Here is a 19,888-nt window from a genome sequence, read left to right on the forward strand (position 1 = left end):
GGTTTACACTGGATAGAATACTGTATAAAGTCGGTATTACTGTATATAACCCCAGCATCCACGGGCAACCTCTCTGGTTATTGTGCCGGAGGAAGGCCGGGGCAGGGAACTGCCACAGGAGGCAAGAAGCGATGAAGCTCACTGCAAGACAGAGCCAGGTACTGGACATTATCCGTCGCTACGTGGATGAAACCGGTTATCCGCCCACCCGGGCGGAAATTGCCCTGGAGCTCGGCTTCCGTTCCGCCAATGCGGCAGAAGAACATCTCCGTGCACTGGCCCGTAAAGGCGCCATCGAGATGGTACCCGGCACCAGCCGCGGCATTCGCCTGCCCGAAGTAGAGGCAGATCCCGGCTTGCCGGTGATCGGTCAGGTGGCGGCCGGTAACCCCATTCTGGCCCAGGAGAATATCGAGGACTACTGCACCCTGCAGCCGGAATTTTTCACACCGTCGGCGGATTACCTGCTGCGGGTGCGGGGTATGAGCATGAAGGATATCGGCATCCTGGACGGCGACCTGCTGGCGGTACACCGCACCCAGGACGTGCATGACGGCCAGGTGGTGGTGGCGCGGGTGGGTGAGGAAGTCACCGTGAAGCGTTTCCGCCGGGAGGGCCCGGAGGTTCTCCTGATTGCCGAGAACGAAGAATTCGAGCCCATTGTGGTTGACCTGCGGGAGCAGGAGCTGGTGATCGAGGGTCTCGGGGTCGGCGTCATTCGCCGGTCCGACCTGAACCAGGTGCATTAATTCGTCAGCGATGCCCGCGGGGGTGTCGCCAGCAGCGAGTCGGGGAGGAAGTCATGGAACAGTTGGGTTTGAGCATGAATACCGGGGCAGCGGCAACCGCCGCGCCGGCAATGGCTCCACAGCAGCCGGCACCGGTTCGCCGGCAGCCTGCGGCGGAGTTACCGGCCAGCCCCCGCGCCCATGGTATGGCGGGAAAGGCCGACGATGATGCCGCGTCACCGGAACACCGTCGCGGCAACGTGACGGAAGTGATCATGCCCCCGGGGCAGGTGGAAAATTTCCAGTTGCTGCTGCCCATGCTGACTCAGCTAAACCAGGAACGGCGCTGGCTGGCGTGGATTGACCCCCCGCAGGCGCTGGTCAGCAAGTGGCAGACCACCCATGGTATTGTCACCAGCGAACTGCTGGTGTTGCGGTCGACCCGGGATTACTCGGCCTTCGAGCTGGCGGAAATAGCCCTGGGCGCCGGTACCTGCCATGCCGTGGTGATGTGGACCAGCCGCCTGTCCAGCGGAGATTTCGGCGCGCTGGAGCAGGCATCTGCCAGGGGCAACAGCCACGGGGTCATTCTCAGGACTCGCTGATAACGGGGCCGGCCGAAAGGCTGACAAGAGCCCCGAGAAAGCAGCGGACGCCCGTTGGCGACCGGGGCAGTCGGCGTGCCCCTGCCCGGTCAGTGAAGGGTGTGGTGAGCCTGGGGCTCGAAATCTTCCAGATCGGCGTCTTCCCACTCGACGGTATCGTTAATCTGCCCTACCGCCTGTATGCCGGCGTCGATCATGGCCCGGGCTACGGTCATATCCCGGTTTTCCATCATTTCCCGGGCTTCCTGGGAAAAGGAAATTCTGACCAGTGGCGCGGAATCATCGTCCACACGCTTCAGAGCGTAGTCGCCGTTGTTCAGTTGTACGATTTCAAAGAATGAAGGTGACATAGAATCCTTACTTCGGGCCTGGTTAACGGGTTACCACTCGGCGTGCCGGTCACCCAGGTCAGTAACAAATGATTTCATGGCTGCCAGCGTCTCAAGCAGACCCTCGACGGACCGGTCGGGACCTGAAGCCACCGATACCGCGATAACGTTCTCGTCCGATACACTTTTCTGCTGCTTTGGCGGTTGGCTCTGGGCCATTTCAAGCTGATCCAGATGTTGCCACCAGCTACCCGGTGTACGGGCAAGTTCCGCCATTACGTCAGCGTCCGGTGTGCTCTCGATCAGGGCGATCAAAGCTTCCAGTGACGCCGGCATGGCCTGTTTTTCCTGGTGGTAACGGGCCACCAGTGTCAGTACCAGCTGCCGCGCCCGCAGGGACAGTTCAATGGCTCCCTGCAGGCAGGCTTCCCGCTCGGTGGCGGAGGCCTGATCCCGGGACAGCGCTGCAAGCTGGGTGGCCAGGTAGATTTTCTGTGACACCAGTGATTGCCATTGTGCTGACATATCGTGCCTGTCCCCGTGCTGCGCGTGGCTTATTGGTAAACATCCTAGTATACCAGAAGTGCCAACCGGATTCTTCTGTTAACCGGCAAACTGCCAGCCCCGGCAGTGGCCAAAGGGTCAGGACTTTTGCGGATGCTCCCCTGTATACTCACGTAAAGTCTCTGACATTCACCGGCGCCCCGTTCACGGGGGCACCGGTACAGCAGTGAGGTGGATCATGTCTGACGAAGCCAATGAGGCGCTGGCCCGCCTCGACGATCGTATCGCGGAACTGCAACAGGCGCTGCAGGACAGCGACTGGCAACGGCTGGCCGAGTTGAACGGTGATGTCCGCTCACTGGTCGACCCCGTGATGACCGCTCTCGAAAACAGGCAACTGTCGGCAGCCGCCGTTCAGCGAAGGCTTGGTGAGCTCGATGAGTTCGTGCGCCACGCCGATGAGGCTGCCCGCGAGGCGCGTCAGGAAGCGAAGGATGCCCTGGATCAGGTGGGCCAGAATCGCAAGGCTGCCAGTGCCTACGCCAGAGTGTCGAGCCGGAACAAGTAGTTCCGTTGCCGAACCGCCAATGACTGAAGCTTGCCGGATCGGGGGAAATGCAGACCCGGGTCAATCCATTGCGTCATAAAATTGACTCTCTTCGCTTAAACGTCTTAAATACCGCACAAACAAATCACGCCGTCCGGGAAGCTGTTAATGGAACAGATATCCCGGGTGACTCTCAAAATGCTGCGCTGACCAAGAGATTCCATCTGCATGTCGATGACCGATACTGTGCTGGTGTTGAGCAAGGACGCGTCACGGGCTAGAGATCTGATAACCATTCTTGAATTTGTGGGGGAGGAATCCGTCCTGGACGACGAGGCTTCCCGCAAGCTGCTCGCTGATGGTGATAGTGAGGACCTTGCCAGCCTTGGTATGGTCATCGTCGCCAGTGAGGACTGCTCACAGGTCCGCGCTGACATTGAAATGGTCTGCAAGGCCGAGGCCGGCCTGCCGCTGCTGGTTGTTGGCAACCCGGACCTGGAGCCGCTGGACAGCGACTGTCAGGCAAGGGTTATCGCCCGGCTCGAGTGGCCCCCCAATTATACCAAGTTCGTTGACTCCCGCTACCGCGCCCAGATCTATCGTGACCAATACCAGCGCAACCGGGGGCAGGGCCACGGCCAGCAACGGGGCGTGATGCTGTTCCGCTCCCTGGTGGGAACCTCCCGCAGCGTGAAGGGGGTACGGGAGCTGATGGCCCAGGTGGCCGACAAGGATGTCAGCGTGATGATTACCGGCGAATCCGGTACCGGCAAGGAAGTGGTGGCCCGTAACCTTCACTACCACTCCCCCCGTCGTGAAAAGCCGTTCGTGCCGGTGAACTGTGGCGCAATACCTGGTGAGTTGCTGGAAAGCGAGCTGTTCGGTCATGAAAAAGGTGCCTTCACCGGGGCTATCACGTCCCGGGTGGGACGCTTTGAGCTGGCGGAGGGTGGCACCCTTTTTCTTGACGAAATTGGCGACATGCCCCTCAGTATGCAGGTCAAGATTCTCCGTGTGTTGCAGGAACGCACTTTCGAGAAGGTCGGCAGCAACCGGACCCAGAGCGCGGACGTGCGGGTTGTGGCCGCTACCCACAAGAACCTCGAGGACATGATCGAGAAGGGCGATTTCCGGGAAGATCTCTACTACCGGCTGAACGTGTTTCCCATCGAAATGCCGGCCCTGCGGGAACGGGCGGAAGATATTCCGCTGCTGATCAACGAACTGATCGCGAGGATGGAAAAGGAAAAGCGAGGCTCACTGCGTCTCAATTCCGCTGCTATCCTCAGCCTGTGCCGGCACGACTGGCCGGGCAATGTCAGGGAGCTGGCCAACCTGGTCGAGCGCCTGGCCATCATGCACCCCTACGGTGTAATCGGTGTGCAGGAGCTGCCCAAAAAATTCCGTTACGTGGACAACTACGATGAAAGCCCCGTTGTGGAAGACGACGCCATGCCCTCCGGTATACCCGGTCTGGTCGGCCTTGACGCGCCCGCGTTGTTGCCGGTCAACGGCATCGACCTGAAGGATTACCTGTCCAGCCTCGAGAAGCAGCTGATTCAGCAGGCACTGGATGAAACCAATGGTGTGGTGGCCCGGGCGGCGGAGAAGCTGCGTATCCGCCGCACGACCCTGGTGGAAAAAGTCCGCAAATACGGTCTCCGGGAAGAAGAGGGCTGACGGTTTTCCGTCGGTCCCGCCTGGAAGGGGTGAAGGATTTCCCTGTAGCCGCTCCCTTCCCCTTGTAATTAAACAGAATATATAACCTGGCATGGCTTCTGCTATACAGCTCCTGAATCATTACATTATGGTCAGGGGGAAGCATGAGACAGTTCCAGACGGCAATACCTGCCTCCCGTTCCGGGGAGTCCGGCTCTGCAGCCGCCGCCGATGCCGCGGCAGAAGCCAACGACAAGGTAACCGCACTGTTTCCGGCACAGGATGACGATGCCGCTGTCGACACGGCGCTGGATCTGTTCAACCAGATGTCGCGGCAGATTACCGATTCCTACCGCACCCTCGAGTCCCGCGTGAATCAGCTTTCCGGTGAACTGACGGCAGAAAGCCGTCAGCGTCAGCATGAACTGGAAGAAAAGGAACGCCTGGCCGACCGCCTCTCGACCCTGTTATCGGCGTTGCCTGCCGGGGTCATCGTGCTCGACAGTCAGGGTGCCGTGGCCCAGTGTAATCCGGCCGCCGTTGCCCTGTTGGGCGAACCTCTGGAAGGCGAGCGCTGGGTCAGCGTGATCCAGCGTTGCTTTGCCCCCCGTCGCGACGATGGTCACGAGGTGTCCCTGAAAGATGGCCGACGCGTGAGCATCGAAATCCGCACCATGGAGAACGAACCCGGCCAGCTGATCCTGCTTACCGACCTCACCGAAACCCGTCAGCTGCAGTCACAGCTTGCCCATGCCCAGCGTCTTTCTGCCATGGGCAAGATGGTGGCCTCGCTGGCCCATCAGATCCGTACACCGCTGTCGGCTGCCATCCTTTACGGTGGCCACCTGTCCCAGCCGGACCTGGATGAAGAGCTGCGCCAGCGTTGCGCCAGCCGCCTCATGTCGCGGCTGACCCATCTGGAATCCCAGGTGCGTGACATGCTCACCTTCGCTCGGGGCGAAACCCGGCTGGCGGAGAAGCTGTCGTCGGAGCAGGTGAAAGACGGTCTGCAGGCCGCCGCCGACGGCCTGAGTCTGGCCGATGGCCAGCAGGTCAAGGTAACCACGGAAGGATCGCAGATACCGTTGATGTGCAATCGCGAGGCGCTGGTGGGGGCCTGTATGAACCTGGTCAACAACAGCCTGGAAGCCGGTGCCAACCGGGTCGCCCTGACCCTGGCGGCAACCGGTGATGAGCTGGAGATTGCTGTGGTCGACGACGGCCCGGGTTTCTCACAGGGCAAGGTCAATGAGCTGATGGAAGCCTTTTATACCACCAAGTCCCATGGCACCGGCCTGGGGCTGGCCGTCGTACAGGCAGTGGTCAAGGCCCACAACGGGCAGTTCAGCCTGGCCGCCATGCCCGGTGGCGGCGCCTGCGCGTCAATCCGGCTGCCGGCGGCCCACACTGGCGCAAGCATCCAGAACCAGAATACACACTCCTGACAGGGTACTGACAGGAAGGACAGGCGGAGAACGTCATGGCACGACCCCAGATTCTTATCGTTGAAGATGATCACGACCTGCGCGAAGCGCTGGTCACCACCCTTGAGCTGGCCCGGTTCCGGGTGCGCGAAGCCGCCAATGGCGAGAAGGCGCTGGAAGAGCTGGCGAAGGGGCAGGTGGATATGGTGGTCAGCGACGTGAACATGCCGGGCATGTCCGGCCATGATCTGCTGGGCGAGGTGCTGAGATCGTACCCTGGCCTGCCGATGATGCTGATTACTGCCTATGGCCAGATCAGCGATGCGGTAAATGCCATGCAGACCGGTGCCATTGATTATCTGGTCAAACCCTTCGAGCCCCAGGTGCTGGTGGATGCCGTGGAAAAGGTTGTCGGTGCGGCGGCCAGGCGCAATCGCCGTAGTGATGAGCCGGTGGCGGAGGACCCCATCAGCAAGCGCCTGTTCCAGCTGGCGAAGAAGGTCGCGGCCAGCGACTCCACGGTGATGATTTCCGGTGAGAGTGGCACCGGCAAGGAAGTGCTGGCACGGTTCATTCACCAGAATTCCGGCCGTAGCGACCAGCCCTTTGTGGCCATCAACTGTGCCGCCATTCCCGAGAACATGCTGGAAGCCATTCTGTTCGGTCATGAAAAAGGCGCCTTCACGGGCGCCCATGCCTCGTCGCCGGGCAAGTTCGAGCAGGCCAACGGCGGTACCATACTGCTGGACGAGATTTCGGAGATGGACCCCGGCCTGCAGTCGAAGTTGCTGCGGGTTCTGCAGGAGCGTGAAGTGGAGCGGGTTGGCGGTCGCCGCACCATCTCCCTGGATGTTCGTGTGCTGGCCACCACCAACCGGGATCTGGCGGACTATGTGCGTGAGGGTAAATTCCGGGAAGATCTGTATTACCGCCTGAGCGTGCTGCCCATGCATTGGCACCCGCTGCGGGACCGGCCACAGGATATCCTGCCGCTGGCGGATCACTTGCTGCGCCAGCACAGCCGCAAGATGAAGCTGAGCGGCGTCAGCCTGGGTGCTGAGGCACGTCAGGCCCTGCGCTATCACCGCTGGCCCGGCAATGTGCGTGAACTGGACAATGCCATTCAGCGGGCCCTGGTGTTGCATCAGGGGGCCGAGATTCAGGCCGAAGACCTTTGCCTCGACATGGGTATTACCGGTATCGAGCCCTCGCCACAGCCTTCCGCACCGGCGTCCCGGCCGCAGCCGATACCGGTCGTGCCTGATAGCGCTGGTGAGGTAGCAGCAGGCGCGGAACCGGATGGCGCTCCGTTAGCGGCAGCGACAGTGGCCGACGATGATGGCGGCTCTCTGGGTGATGAAGTCCGCCGTCGTGAATTCCGTATTATCATCGACACCCTGAGACGCGAGCGGGGCCGGCGTAACCGTGCCGCGGAACAGCTGGGCATCAGCCCACGGACTCTCCGTTACAAGCTGGCGCAGATGCGGGACTCCGGTATTGATCTGGATGCCGAGCTGGCTGTGGCCAGTTAGAACGTCTGCCTGTCAGACATTGTTTTGCTTTCGGCGCCTTCGGGCGCCGTTTTTGTTGGGGAGAGGGGCCGTCAAAAACCCGGCAGCAGCAATTTTACCCGCCATTAAATATTTCTTAAACACATGTAATTAAAGATAAAAAAGGAGTTGGTCAGTAGTTTGCATTCCGCACCCCAGACAATCTTTTAACCGTCAGCCCCTTCCGGGGCAGCGGGCACCGGAAAAGCTTTCGGAAGTCGGGAGACAAGCCATGGTCGAGCGAGCAGATATCAACAACGTTCTCTCCGAGATGCGTAACCTCCGCTCCCAGATGACGCAGAATCAGCAGATGGGGAATGACCTGGCCGTCAAGGGCCAGGTGGACAAGCCCGCCGGACCGGAAAAAGGGCAGGAGACGCCGGGGTTTGGCGATATGCTGAGCCAGGCGGTAGACAAGGTGAATGACCTGCAGTCGACCACCGGGGACATGCGGACGGCCTATGAGCAGGGCGACCCCAACGTGGACATCACTCAGGTGATGGTGGCGTCGCAGAAATCCTCGGTTGCCTTCGAAGGCCTGAGCCAGGTGCGTAACCGGGTGGTGAAGGCCTACGAAGACATCATGAACATGCCTATCTGACGCCTTCTGGCGGGCTAGACGAGTTAGCAACGGAGCAACAACATGGCCAGTGTATCCGCAGAAGCCACCTCCAACGAGCTGTCCACCACGGGCGGCGAAGAGGAAACCGAGAGCAGCAGCCCGCTGTTGTTCGGCTTCAACCGCCTGAATCTGCTGCGCCAGATTGGCCTGATGGTGGGTCTGGCCGCCAGTGTGGCCCTGGGCGTTGCGGTCGTGTTGTGGGCCCAGGAGCCCAACTACCAGCCGGTGCTGGGCGACCTGTCCAGCTACAACCCGCAGGACGTGTCCAGCATTCTTGATCAGAGTGGCATCCAGTACCGTATGGATCCGCGCACCGGTGCGCTACTGGTGGCTTCCGATGACGTTTACGACGCGCGCCTGAAGCTGGCCGCCGAGGGCGTTACCGACAAGGAAACCATGGGCTATGAAATCCTGGACCAGGAGCAGGGGCTGGGTACCTCACAGTTTATGGAAACCGTCAGTTTCCGCCGCGGCCTGGAAGGTGAGCTGGCGCGTACCGTCAGCAGCATGCGCAGTGTCAAATCCTCCCGGGTGCATCTGGCCATCCCGGAACGGTCGGTTTTCGTTCGCGACGCCCGGGAACCCAGTGCCTCGGTGTTCCTGAACCTGTTTGCCGGGCGTCGTATCGAGCAGGAGCAGATCAACGCCATCGTCAATCTGGTGGCTGGCAGCGTGCCGGAAATGAACCGCGAGAACGTCACCGTGGTCGACCAGAATGGCAACCTGCTGACCGGTCGGGACGAGGATCCCGAGCGCCAGGATATGCAGGAGCAGTATCAGTACACCGACAGGGTCGAGGAGCGGCTCACCAGGCGTGTGGCCTCCATGATCGGTCCGATTGTCGGCGACAGCCGCTTCCGCGCGGAAGTCAGCGCCGACCTGGATTTCTCGTCAGTGGAACGGGCGGAAGAGCTGTTCAATCCCGAGCAGCAGGCCGTCCGCAGCGAGCGGGAGTCGTCTGAGCAGCGTGCCAGCGGTACCCAGGGTGGCATCCCGGGTGCCTTGTCCAACCAGCCTCCGGGTGAGGCCACTGTGCCTGAGCAGGCTGGCGGCGAAGGCGAGGAAGGAGAAGAAGGCGGCGCGGGCCAGCCGGTGGATATCCGCCGTGAAAGCACCCGCAACTACGAGATTGACCGCACCGTCAGCTATATCCGTCAGGCCCAGGGCGATGTGAAGCGGCTGACCGTGGCTGTGGCGGTAGACGACAAGCGCGTTGTGAACCCGGACACCGGGGAGGTCAGCTACGAGCCCTGGCCGGAGCAGGAACTTCAGCGCCTGAACATGCTGGTGCGGGACGCCGTGGGTTACTCGGCGGCCAGGGGAGACAGCGTGACAGTGATGAATACGGCGTTTGCCCCTGAGGAGGAAGTCCAGTTCGAAGCGCCGTCCTTCTGGGAGCAGCCATGGTTCTGGAACCTGATGAAGCAGGTACTGGCGGGCGTGGTGATCCTGGCGCTGGTACTGGGTCTGCTGCGGCCGGTACTGAAGACCATTTCCGGCGGCGGTCGCCGGGATTCCGGCATGGATGAGGACGGTGTTGGTGGCTCCTACGACGATCTTGGGGGTATCGGTGGCGACAAGGCCCTGGCGGATGCCATGGGTGGTCAGGACGAGCTGCTTTTGCCCGGCGCCACGGACAGCTATGATAGGCACCTGAACGCATTGAAAGGGCTGATTGCCGAAGACCCTGCCCGGGTTGCTCAGGTAATGCGCCAGTGGGTGAATGTTGATGAGTGAAAACAACCAGGACAATGACGGCAAGCAGCTGCGTCGCAAGATTCCCCGGGTCGAGCAGGCCGCTATCCTGCTGATGTCACTGGGGGAGTCTGATGCGGCGGAGGTCCTCAAGCACATGGGGCCCAAGGAAGTGCAGCGCGTGGGTGTCGCCATGGCGCAGATGAAGGACGTCAGTAAGGAGGAAGTGTCCTATGTGATGGACGAGTTCGTTGGCGCCGTGGGTGGCCAGACCGGCCTGGGCGTGGGCAACGACGATTACATCCGCACCATGCTGACCCAGGCCCTGGGCGACGACAAGGCCAACAGCCTGATTGATCGCATCCTGATCGGTGGCGATACCACCGGCCTGGATACCCTCAAATGGATGGAGCCCCGGGCGGTGGGCGACATCATCCGTTACGAGCACCCCCAGATACAGGCCATTGTCATCTCCTATCTGGACCCGGACCAGGCGGCCGAGATTCTCGGAACCCTTGACGACAAGGTGCGCCTGGACGTGATGATGCGGGTGTCGACCCTGGAAAGCATTCAGCCCCAGGCTATGCGGGAGCTTAACGACATCCTCGAGAAACAGTTCTCCGGCGGTTCCGCCGCCCAGACCAGCCGTATCGGCGGGGTCAAGCGTGCGGCGGACATCATGAACTTCATGGACCGCTCCATCGAGGGCGGGCTGATGGATTCCATCAAGGATATGGATCCGGACCTGGCCTCCACCATCGAGGACCTCATGTTCGTCTTCGACAACCTGGTGGATATTGAAGACCGTGGCATTCAGGCGCTGCTGCGTGAGGTATCGTCCGATGTTCTGGTGGTCGCACTCAAGGGAGCTGACGATGCCGTCAAGGACAAGATCTTCCGTAACATGTCCAAACGTGCCGCTGAGCTGCTGCAGGATGACCTCGAAGCCAAGGGCCCGGTAAAGGTCAGCGAAGTGGAGGCCGCCCAGAAGGATATCATCACCATTGCCCGCCGCATGGCGGAAGCCGGTGAGATTACCCTCGGTGGTGCCGGCGAAGAAATGATGTGATGAAAGACCCGCGCCGCCGCACCCGTATTCCCCCGGAAGAACTCAGCGCCTGGGAGCGCTGGGAGTTGCCGCTGCTGGACGATCGCGGCAACGAGGTACCCCGGGAGGAAGAGCAGGAGGTCAAACCGCTGACCGCGGCCGATATCGAAGCCATCCGCCAGTCCGCCTGGGAGGAGGGCCTGGAGGAAGGGCGTCAGGCCGGCCACGAGAAAGGGCTCGAACAGGGGCTTGAGGAAGGCCGGGAGCAGGGTTACCAGGAAGGCCGGGAAACCGGTGAACAGGAAGGCCGCGAACAGGCGGAATCCGACACCCGGGCAGAAATCGACGAAAAACTGACACGGCTGGAGTCGGTGATGGGCGAGCTGCTGGCGCCCATTGAGCGCCATCAGAACGAGCTTGAGTCGGCGCTGGTCAATCTGGCCACGGTGCTGGCCCGGGCGGTCATTTATCGCGAACTGTCGGTGGATTCGTCACAGATCACCCAGGTGGTTACCGATGCGGTCAGCAGCCTGCCGTCGACCCGGGAAAACGTGCGCGTACGGGTTCATCCTTCCGATGCCCAGTGGGTGCGGGAAGCGGCCAGCCGCCTGGATGCCGAGATGTCTGTTACCGGCGACGACAGTATTCTCGCTGGTGGCTGCAAGGTGGAAACCCGGCATTCCCTGGTGGATTACACCGTTGAGAAGCGGTTCCAGAAGGCCGTCCAATCGATGCTGGAGCAGCAGCTCGGGTCGGCCTCGGCTGGCGAGAGTGAGGAGCTTGCATCCGCTATGGGCGACCTCTCTGATTTTCATCGTGATGTTCTGGAGGAATCGGGGGAGTCGGACGATGACCAGCAGCCTGGCTGAACGCCTTCAGCAACTGACCGACAATGTGCCGCCGAAACCCCGGCCGGAACTGTCAGGACGCCTGACCCGCATGGTGGGTCTGACCCTGGAATGCGTGGGCTGCCCGATGGTGGTGGGAGACCGCTGCCTGATTCAGGGCCAGGACAGCGCCACGGTAGAGGCGGAAGTGGTGGGCTTCGAGGATGAGCGGGTCTACCTCATGCCGTTGACGGCCATTGATGGCCTGCGCCCCGGTGCCCTGGTGATTCCCTTCTCCGCCGCCAGCCGGGTGCCGGTTGGCAACGGTTTGCTGGGGCGGGTGGTCAACGGCAACGGCGAACCCCTGGACGACAAGGGCCCCCTGGAGGTCGAGGCGCGGGTTCCCCTGTCCGGCGATATTATCAATCCCCTCAACCGGGCGCCGGTACGAACGGCCATGGATGTGGGTATTCGCAGTATCAATGCCCTGCTGACGGTTGGCCAGGGGCAGCGCCTGGGCCTGTTTGCCGGCAGCGGCGTGGGCAAGAGCGTGTTGCTGGGCATGATGACGCGCTTCACCGATGCTGACATCACCGTGGTTGGCCTGATTGGTGAACGGGGCCGTGAGGTCAAGGAGTTCATCGACGACATCCTGGGGGACGACGGGCTGTCCCGCTCCGTGGTGGTGGCCTCGCCGGCGGACGACTCTCCCCTGATGCGGCTGCGGGCCGCCATGCTCACCACCCGGATCGCGGAATACTACCGTGACCAGGGCAAGCGCGTGCTGCTGCTGATGGACTCCCTGACCCGCTATGCCCAGGCCCAGCGGGAAATTGCCCTGGCGGTGGGCGAGCCCCCTGCTACCAAGGGGTATCCGCCCTCGGTGTTCGCCAAGCTGCCGCAGCTGGTGGAGCGAACCGGTAACGGCAAGCCCGGGGGTGGCTCGATCACCGCGTTCTACACCGTGCTGACGGAAGGGGATGACCAGCAGGATCCGGTGGCGGACTCCGCCCGCGCCATTCTTGACGGGCATATTGTGCTGTCCCGCCGCCTGGCTGAAGAAGGCCACTACCCGGCCATCGATGTGGAAGCCTCGGTCAGCCGGGTCATGCCCCATGTCACTGAAAAGGATCATTTCGCCCGGGCGCAGCGCTTCAAACAGACCTATTCCCGTTATCAGCAGGCCCGTGACCTGATCAGCGTGGGTGCCTATGTGAAGGGTTCAGATCCGGAAACCGACTTCGCCATCCGCTACATCGACCGTATGCGGGACTTTCTGCAGCAGGGTCTGAACGAGGCCTCTCCCTATCGTGAATCGGTAGACCAGCTGCTCTCGCTGTTGCCCGAGCAAGCGCCGGCGCAAGGGGCCGAAAAGGCCCGCAATGGAGGTAATCAATGACAGCGCGTTCGCAGCGGCTGCAGGTGGTTCTGGCTCTGGAGGAACGCAAGGAGCAGCGGGCGCTGGATGTGATGAACGAGGTGCGCAGCCAGTGGCAGGCCGAACAGGATCGGCTGGAGGAGCTGCAACGATACCAGCAGGAGTATCACCAGCAGATGCGCGCCCAGCAGCAGGGGACCGTGCCCGTCACCCGCCTGCAGGGGTGGCAGAGCTTCATTTCCCGCCTGGACTTGCTGATCGGCGACCAGCAAACCCGGATTACCCGTGCCGCCGAGCGTCTGGAGCAGGCCCGCCAGCAGTGGCAGCAAGCCTGGGAGCGGCGCCGGGGCATGGAAAAGTACGTTGATACCTGCCGCGCCCAGGAGCAGCGCGACCGTGACCAGGCGGAACAGAAGCAGGCCGATGAAGCGGCCATGCGTCAGTTTTCCCGCCGTCGTCAGTGACCCCGTAAACGCCGCCCTGCCGGCGCTCAGGCCCGTGGCCGAGGCGCAGTGACCTTGTATTGCAATACAAATCCGGTTCCATTGACTATCCTGAAGGGGCACTTTCCCGGCCATCTTTTTGTGGAGGAAACCTATGCCGGTGAACACCCGACGAAGTGATGATGGTGAAACGCGGATCATTGCGATCGAAGGCCGTTTCGATTTCAGCACTCACCAGGCATTCCGCGATGCCTACGAGAAGGATTCCGAGGGCATACGGCACTGGGTGGTGGATATGTCCGATACCACTTACCTGGACAGCTCCGCCCTGGGCATGCTGCTGTTGCTGCGGGATTTCGCTGGTGGCGACCAGGCCAGCATCCGCATCAAGAACTGCAACAACGATGTTCGCCGTATCCTGACCATTTCCAATTTCGAGCAGCTGTTTGCCATAGAGTGATGTTCCGGAAAGTTGTGTCCGGGTTCTGCCACACCGGTGAGAGGACGCGCCAGTGACGGATTCCGCAAATCCCAGGCAGCTGCGACTGCTGATTGCCGATGACAGTAACACTGACCGGTTGATACTCCAGGCCATCCTGACCCGGCAGGGCCATGAGGTGCAGGCGGCCGTGGACGGTGAGGCCGCTGTGAACCTTTACGAGTCCTGGCAGCCCGACATGGTGCTGCTGGATGTGATGATGCCCCGGCTCGATGGCGTTGAAGCCGCCCGACGTATCAAGGAGCTGGCCGGGGAGCGGCTGGTGCCGGTGATTTTCCTGACCTCCCTGTCCGATTCCGGCGCGCTGGCGCAGTGCCTGGAGTCCGGCGGCGACGACTTTCTGCCCAAACCCTATAACCCGGTCATCATCCGGGCCAAGCTGGGCGCCTTCGATCGCATGCGCCGCATGCACGAGACACTGACCCGGCAGCGGGATCTGATACGGGAGCGCAACGAGCAACTGCTGTCGGAACAGGTGACGGCCCGCCGGGTATTCGACAACATTGCCCATACCGGCTGCCTGGATGTGGCCGACATCCGTTACCACGCCTCGCCCCTGTCAGTGTTCAATGGCGACATCCTGTTTGCCTGCCCCAGGCCGGCTGGCGGCATGCACCTGCTGGTGGGGGACTTCACCGGCCACGGTCTGCCGGCCGCCATAGGCGCGCTGCCGGTGGCCGAAATCTTCTATGGCATGACCAGCAAGGGCTTCAGCGGCCCGGATGTGTTGCGGGAACTGAACCAGAAACTGGTTCGCATCCTGCCTACCGGCATCTTCTGCTGTGCCTGTTTCGTGGAGGTGGATTTTCGCGATCGTCGCGTCCGTGCCTGGAACGGTGGTTTGCCCGACGGCTTTATCCTGCGCGTGGATGGCAGTCGGGATACCCTGCCGTCAACCGGGCTGCCCCTGGGTGTGCTCGCGCCTGAACGATTCGCCGCTTCCATGTCCGAATATGTGGTGCGGCCGGGGGATCAGCTTCTGCTGATGACCGATGGTGTTCTGGAGGCCGGCAACGCCGGGGGTGACTGGTTCGGCGAGCAGCGCCTGGCCAGGGTCCTCGACGAATGCCCGGCGGACACGTCCCCGGCCGACTTCCTGGTGGAACAGGTGCAGGCGTTCAGTGGTCGTAGCGAAGATACCGACGACCTCACCATACTGGCGCTGAAGATATCGGCGGATGACCCGGTGGCCAGCCGGCCTCCGAAGGCCAGTCATTCAGCCCTGACCGGGCCCGCTTCCTGGTCTTGCCGTTATCAGTTGGACGGTGAAACCCTGGCGGGGTTCAACCCGCTGCCACTGTTGCTGCATGTATGCATGGCAGTTGCCGGCCTGCGTCAGCACAGTGGTCCGGTCTACACCATACTGTCAGAACTCTACAACAATGCCCTTGAGCACGGGATACTCCAGCTGTCGTCGTTGTGGAAGGATGGCGCGGAGGGTTTCAACCGGTATTATGCTGAACGTCAGGCACGTCTGAAACAGGTGGGCAGCGACCAGTACATACGGTTTGACCTGGAGCACCGGATGCGTGCTTCCGGGGGGCGGCTGATCATCCGCTGCCAGGATTCCGGCAAGGGGTTCAAGGTTGACCGCAACCCCGGGCCGGTTCTGTCAGTGGGTTCGGAACGGGCGTTTGCCGGGCGGGGGATCCCGCTGATACAGCAGTTGTCCAGTGATCTGACATACAATAAGGAAGGAAATTGTGCCGAAGTAGTATATGATTGGAAGTCAGTTGATACCGGTTTTGAGGAGCGCGCCGGCTTTTCGGATTGATGTCCGGGCAATGGGTTGTATTTTTTTGATACACCCAGATTATAGGTACAAAATACATCAAGAGCCTGATGTATCTTTGGCTCCCAAGAGGTTGGTTATGAACGACAAGCCACACCTTGATGAAGAAGCTCTGGCAGAACTGCGGGATGTGATGGAGGATGAATTTGATATCCTCATACAGACCTACATCACCGATTCCAGCGAACGTATTAAAGCACTTCATCAGGCACTTTCCGGTAACGACCAGGATTCCTTTGCCAAGACCGCGCATAGTTTCAAGGGCAGCAGTATCAACATCGGGGCCTCTCGTCTGGGAGATCTCTGCCTGTCCGCCGAAAAGGCTGGCCGCGAAGGGCGCCTGGACGACGCCAGGCAGGTGCTGCCCGAGCTGGAAGCCGAGTTTGTTACCGTTCGCCGAATGATGGAAGAATCCCTCCACGTTTAGCTTCCTGGCCCGATCAGGCTGCCTGGCACTGCTTTTGCGTTTGGCACCGCTTTTGCAATAGTCCTGATGAACACGCCCCGAGGGGCGCCCACAGTGAATCAGCGGCAAGAGGTTGCCATGTCCGGAATGGTGCTAACCCAACTACTCAACCCTGAATCGGGTATTGACCGTCCCGCCGCCGACAAGTCCCGGGACGGTGTCGGCCAGGGCCGACCCGAGAGCGGGCCCAGTCGGTATGACGAAGTGGTCCGCCAGCAGGAGAAGCGCCTGGAGCAACGACGTGCCCAGGAGCGCGACGTCCAGCAAAAGCGCCAGGAAGCTCGCCAACAGGAAGCTCGGCAACAGGAAACGCATCAGCAGAAAACGGCCCAGCAGAACGACAAGCCGGCAAAGCCAGGCGCCGATGACCAACGGGCGGAAAAGTCCACCCGGGCGGCAAATGAACGCCGCACCGACACCGATCAGGCCGGCCGGTCCCGGGAGCAGGCCGGGCGCGCCGAAGAAGGGTCCGGACGTACCGCAGAAAACTCAGAGACCGTAACAAAGACCGATGCGGGCGGTCAGGTGGATAGCAGCGATGATCAGCCGGTGGTTTTCGAGATGGTGGAGACCCTGGACGGCGCTGACGATGCCGGCATCGTGGGGCTGGTATCAAGCGGACAATCCCCGGAACAGAAACTGATGGCGCCAAGCGGCGAATCCGCCCGTTCTGCGGCCCGGGTGATGGCCTCCCTGACCGGAACCGGCCAGAAACCGGGTGGTCTGCCGACCACGGGCGCGATCTTTGCCGCCATGCTGGAAGCGGGGCAGGAAAAGGGCAAGCCGGGCGGTGATCTGTTGGCAGGGCTGCAGGGCAGCAACCTCCAGGGCCTGGCGGACAGCACCACCGCCAAAGCCACCGATAGCCTGACGGCCCAGGTGACAACCCGCCTTGCTGCGCCGGAGCTGTCGCAGCCCCTCAACCAGTCCGCGAGCCTTCGCGGGGTCGACGCCCAGGCGTTGATGAAGAACTACAGCACCAGTGTCGACGTGCCGGTCGGGGCCGATGAATGGGGCGAAAAGGTGATGGGCAAGCTGGCGTGGCTGACCGCCAGCCAGATGTCGGTGGCGGAGATTCATATAACGCCACCGGATATGGGTCCGCTGGATGTCCGGGTTCAGGTGCAGAATGATCAGGCGGTGGTCAGTGTGCATGCGACCACACCGGCGGTGCGGGAACAGCTCGAACTCCATGGCCATCGTTTGCGGGATATGCTGAACGAACAGGGCCTGAGCCTGGAAGGGTTTGACGTATCCGACTCCCCCGGACGGGAGGCGGCGGACCAGCAGGGCGAGGGTGAGCAGTCCGGCGACGGCCGGTCCGGGCAGTCTCTGGCCGGCAATGAGGCGACCGGTGAGGCTGATATAACCGAAACCGGAGAGCTGGACCTTTCCTGGAAAGGCGAACTGGACCTGTACGCCTGATCCGGCGTACGGGCCCGGGATTAGCCAGACCCTGATCCAGCGGTTACACTTTGCACAGTAGAGGAAAAGCCAGCCTGAGGGCTGGCTTTTTTGTAGTACGGCTACCGGGAGCCGTACCGGAAAGGCGCAAATGGAATTATTGGCTCGGGGTTTGCTTTACCTCTTGTGAACAGGGATTTTCAGGCAATGATCGGCAAAAAATTGACGGAATTCTGAATGGCTGAAAATAACGAAGTGGCGGCAGCGCCGAAAAAGAAGGGTCGGCTCAAGACGATCCTGCTGTTGATTGTGGTGCTGGTGTTGGCAATAGGCCTGTCCATCGCAGGAACCTTGTGGTTCCTCGGCCAGGGCGACGACAGCACGGCCGACGGCGACACAGAGGCGGCCGCCGAGGAAGTCTTCGTGCCGGCCAGCTACCTGGTGATGGACAAGCCGCTGGTGACCACCATCAGCAACCCGGGCAGGCAGCGATACATTCAGGTCTACCTGGCCCTGGAGTCCAGCCAGGAGGCGGCGTTGCAGGCCGCCCGGAAGCACTTGCCGTTATTGCGCAACGCACTGATTTCCGAGTTGGGCACATCGGAATTCACGGCACTGCAGACAGTGGAAGGGCGACAGGCCCTGCCAGAGCGTTTGCTGGCAACGGTCAACACGACCCTGGAAGCGGAGGGAGAGCCCGCCGTGGACCGGGTTCTGTTACGGAACTTTGTCGTTCAGTAAAACGTGATTCAGTGAAAACCGTTCAGGGCAGGGACCGACCGATGCACCGGTCATGTCCGACTGAACTGCAGGCAGTCAGAGGCTGAAACTATGCAGGATCTACTCTCGCAGGACGAAATCGATGCGCTACTCCACGGTGTGGACGATGGCGACGTTGATACCTATGACGAGACCGACGAAGAGGGTGTCAAGAGCTACGACCTGGCCAGCCAGGACCGTATTGTTCGTGGCCGGATGCCCACCCTCGAAATGATCAACGAGCGTTTCGCCCGCTATACCCGCATCAGTCTGTTCAACCTGCTGCGCCGCAACGCCGATGTATCCACCGGTGGCATCCAGATCATGAAGTTCGGTGAGTACATCCACACCCTGTATGTGCCCACCAGCCTCAACCTGGTCAAGGTACGGCCGCTTCGCGGGGCCGGGCTGTTTATCCTGGATGCCAAGCTGGTGTTCAAGCTGGTGGACAACTTTTTCGGTGGTGAGGGCCGCCACGCCAAGATCGAGGGGCGGGAGTTCACCCCCACCGAAACCCGCATTGTGCAGATGGTTCTCGACCAGGTGTTCGTGGACATGCGGGAAGCCTGGCAGGCGGTTCTCAAGGTGGATTTCGAGTACCTGAGTTCAGAGGTCAACCCGGCCATGGCGAATATCGTCAGCCCCAGTGAGGTGGTGGTGATCAGCACCTTCCACGTGGAGCTGGACGGCGGCGGTGGCGAGCTGCACATGGCGCTGCCGTACTCCATGATCGAACCCATCCGGGAGATACTTGATGCCGGCGTGCAGAGTGATATCGACGATGTTGACGAGCGCTGGGTCAATGCCCTGCAGGAAGACATCAAGGATGTGGTGGTGCCGGTGAATGCCATGGTGTGCCGGCGCCGGATCTCGTTGCGGGAGGTGGCCAATTTCAAGGCCGGTGACGTGATTCCGGTGGAAATGCCCGAGACCATGGACATGACCGCCAACGGCATTCCCATCTACAAGGCAACCCTGGGGACCCGTGACGGCAAGATGGCCCTGAGAATCAGGGAACGCGCCAAGATTCCGAAGGTGAAAAAACAACTGAAGGTAGGTAAACATGGCTGACGACGACAACAAAGACGACCGCGAGCTCAGTGAGGACGAAAAACTGGCGGCCGAGTGGGAAGCTGCCATGGAGGAGTCCGGCGACGATGACGGCGATGAGTCGTCCGCAGACGATCGCAACGATGAATGGGCCGCCGCGATGTCGGAAGCCGAGGACGGCGGGGACTCGAAGAGTGCTGGTGACAAGGGTACAGACAGTGCCGGCAGGCAGGTAAAGGCCGCGCCCATGGAGGACTTCGGCGACGTTACGGAGCCCCAGGGGATTCCGGGTACCGAGCCGGACCTGGACGTGATTCTGGATATCCCGGTGACCATCTCCATGGAGGTGGGCAATACCCAGATTCCCATCCGCAACCTGCTGCAGCTCAACCAGGGCTCGGTGATCGAGCTCGACCGCCTGGCCGGCGAGCCTCTTGACGTGCTGGTCAACGGTACCCTGATTGCCCACGGTGAGGTGGTCATGGTGAACGAGAAGTTCGGTATCCGCCTGACCGACGTTATCAGCCCCGGCGAGCGCATCAAGCGCCTGCAGAAATAA

Annotated in this window: 21 protein-coding genes; 19 read left to right on the forward strand and 2 right to left on the reverse strand. The window is 61.4% G+C overall.

What is annotated here, in order from left to right:
• Positions 1–131: 131 nt before the first annotated feature.
• Positions 132–749 (forward strand): transcriptional repressor LexA, encoded by a 618-nt coding sequence (lexA, locus tag IE079_RS03800; protein WP_189573141.1) that lies wholly within the window; start codon positions 132–134, stop codon positions 747–749.
• A gap of 53 nt (positions 750–802) precedes the next feature.
• On the forward strand, positions 803–1,333 hold the full coding sequence (locus tag IE079_RS03805) for a cell division inhibitor SulA (protein ID WP_189573144.1): 531 nt from the start codon (positions 803–805) through the stop codon (positions 1,331–1,333).
• An 89-nt stretch (positions 1,334–1,422) separates the two neighbouring features.
• On the opposite strand, the gene IE079_RS03810 is transcribed toward IE079_RS03805, so the two are convergent.
• Both IE079_RS03810 and IE079_RS03815 read right to left on the reverse strand, forming a co-directional pair.
• Positions 1,423–1,683, reverse strand: coding sequence for a hypothetical protein (locus IE079_RS03810; RefSeq protein WP_189573147.1), 261 nt, complete (start codon positions 1,681–1,683; stop codon positions 1,423–1,425).
• A 30-nt stretch (positions 1,684–1,713) separates the two neighbouring features.
• Entirely contained in the window at positions 1,714–2,187 is a 474-nt protein-coding gene (locus IE079_RS03815; RefSeq protein ID WP_189573150.1) for a DUF6586 family protein, read from the reverse strand.
• Between the two features lie 217 nt (positions 2,188–2,404).
• Between IE079_RS03815 and IE079_RS03820 the strand changes: the two genes are divergently transcribed.
• The 17 genes from IE079_RS03820 to fliN all read left to right on the forward strand — a co-directional run bounded on the left by IE079_RS03820 (position 2,405) and on the right by fliN (position 19,888).
• A complete protein-coding gene (locus IE079_RS03820) occupies positions 2,405–2,734 on the forward strand; it encodes an SOS cell division inhibitor (RefSeq protein ID WP_189573153.1) in 330 nt (109 codons plus the stop codon).
• Positions 2,735–2,941: 207 nt separating this feature from the next.
• Positions 2,942–4,393, forward strand: a complete 1,452-nt coding sequence (locus tag IE079_RS03825) for a sigma-54 dependent transcriptional regulator (protein ID WP_189573156.1) — start codon at positions 2,942–2,944, stop codon at positions 4,391–4,393.
• Between the two features lie 143 nt (positions 4,394–4,536).
• The gene (locus tag IE079_RS03830) at positions 4,537–5,817 is read left to right on the forward strand and encodes a sensor histidine kinase (RefSeq protein WP_189573160.1); all 1,281 of its coding nucleotides are present in this window, start codon (positions 4,537–4,539) and stop codon (positions 5,815–5,817) included.
• 35 nt (positions 5,818–5,852) lie between these two features.
• A complete protein-coding gene (locus IE079_RS03835) occupies positions 5,853–7,328 on the forward strand; it encodes a sigma-54-dependent transcriptional regulator (RefSeq protein WP_189573163.1) in 1,476 nt (491 codons plus the stop codon).
• 250 nt (positions 7,329–7,578) lie between these two features.
• A complete protein-coding gene (gene fliE / locus IE079_RS03840; protein WP_189573166.1) occupies positions 7,579–7,947 on the forward strand; it encodes a flagellar hook-basal body complex protein FliE in 369 nt (122 codons plus the stop codon).
• Positions 7,948–7,989: 42 nt separating this feature from the next.
• Positions 7,990–9,705, forward strand: a complete 1,716-nt coding sequence (gene fliF, locus IE079_RS03845) for a flagellar basal-body MS-ring/collar protein FliF (RefSeq protein ID WP_189573168.1) — start codon at positions 7,990–7,992, stop codon at positions 9,703–9,705.
• Entirely contained in the window at positions 9,698–10,732 is a 1,035-nt protein-coding gene (gene fliG / locus IE079_RS03850) for a flagellar motor switch protein FliG (protein ID WP_227712305.1), read from the forward strand. Before fliF ends, fliG begins: the two co-directional genes overlap by 8 nt.
• Positions 10,732–11,580 carry a flagellar assembly protein FliH gene (locus IE079_RS03855; protein ID WP_189573174.1) on the forward strand — a complete coding sequence of 283 codons (849 nt, stop codon included), beginning with the start codon at positions 10,732–10,734 and terminating at the stop codon, positions 11,578–11,580. The genes fliG and IE079_RS03855 overlap by 1 nt, the downstream gene beginning before the upstream one ends.
• Positions 11,561–12,937 (forward strand): flagellar protein export ATPase FliI, encoded by a 1,377-nt coding sequence (fliI, locus tag IE079_RS03860; protein ID WP_189573177.1) that lies wholly within the window; start codon positions 11,561–11,563, stop codon positions 12,935–12,937. The genes IE079_RS03855 and fliI overlap by 20 nt, the downstream gene beginning before the upstream one ends.
• Entirely contained in the window at positions 12,934–13,380 is a 447-nt protein-coding gene (fliJ, locus tag IE079_RS03865) for a flagellar export protein FliJ (protein ID WP_189573179.1), read from the forward strand. The genes fliI and fliJ overlap by 4 nt, the downstream gene beginning before the upstream one ends.
• Before the next feature lie 133 nt (positions 13,381–13,513).
• On the forward strand, positions 13,514–13,819 hold the full coding sequence (locus IE079_RS03870) for an STAS domain-containing protein (RefSeq protein WP_189573182.1): 306 nt from the start codon (positions 13,514–13,516) through the stop codon (positions 13,817–13,819).
• A gap of 52 nt (positions 13,820–13,871) precedes the next feature.
• Complete coding sequence (locus IE079_RS03875; RefSeq protein WP_227712306.1) at positions 13,872–15,632, forward strand: ATP-binding SpoIIE family protein phosphatase; 1,761 nt, start codon at positions 13,872–13,874, stop codon at positions 15,630–15,632.
• Between the two features lie 97 nt (positions 15,633–15,729).
• A complete protein-coding gene (locus tag IE079_RS03880; RefSeq protein WP_189573186.1) occupies positions 15,730–16,077 on the forward strand; it encodes an Hpt domain-containing protein in 348 nt (115 codons plus the stop codon).
• Between the two features lie 117 nt (positions 16,078–16,194).
• Positions 16,195–17,541 carry a flagellar hook-length control protein FliK gene (locus tag IE079_RS03885; RefSeq protein ID WP_189573189.1) on the forward strand — a complete coding sequence of 449 codons (1,347 nt, stop codon included), beginning with the start codon at positions 16,195–16,197 and terminating at the stop codon, positions 17,539–17,541.
• Between the two features lie 216 nt (positions 17,542–17,757).
• Entirely contained in the window at positions 17,758–18,261 is a 504-nt protein-coding gene (locus IE079_RS03890; protein WP_189573192.1) for a flagellar basal body-associated FliL family protein, read from the forward strand.
• 90 nt (positions 18,262–18,351) lie between these two features.
• The gene (gene fliM, locus IE079_RS03895) at positions 18,352–19,350 is read left to right on the forward strand and encodes a flagellar motor switch protein FliM (RefSeq protein ID WP_189573196.1); all 999 of its coding nucleotides are present in this window, start codon (positions 18,352–18,354) and stop codon (positions 19,348–19,350) included.
• A complete protein-coding gene (gene fliN, locus IE079_RS03900) occupies positions 19,343–19,888 on the forward strand; it encodes a flagellar motor switch protein FliN (RefSeq protein WP_189573200.1) in 546 nt (181 codons plus the stop codon). The genes fliM and fliN overlap by 8 nt, the downstream gene beginning before the upstream one ends.

This window comes from Marinobacter zhanjiangensis (genome assembly GCF_014651935.1).
Taxonomy (GTDB): domain Bacteria; phylum Pseudomonadota; class Gammaproteobacteria; order Pseudomonadales; family Oleiphilaceae; genus Marinobacter; species Marinobacter zhanjiangensis.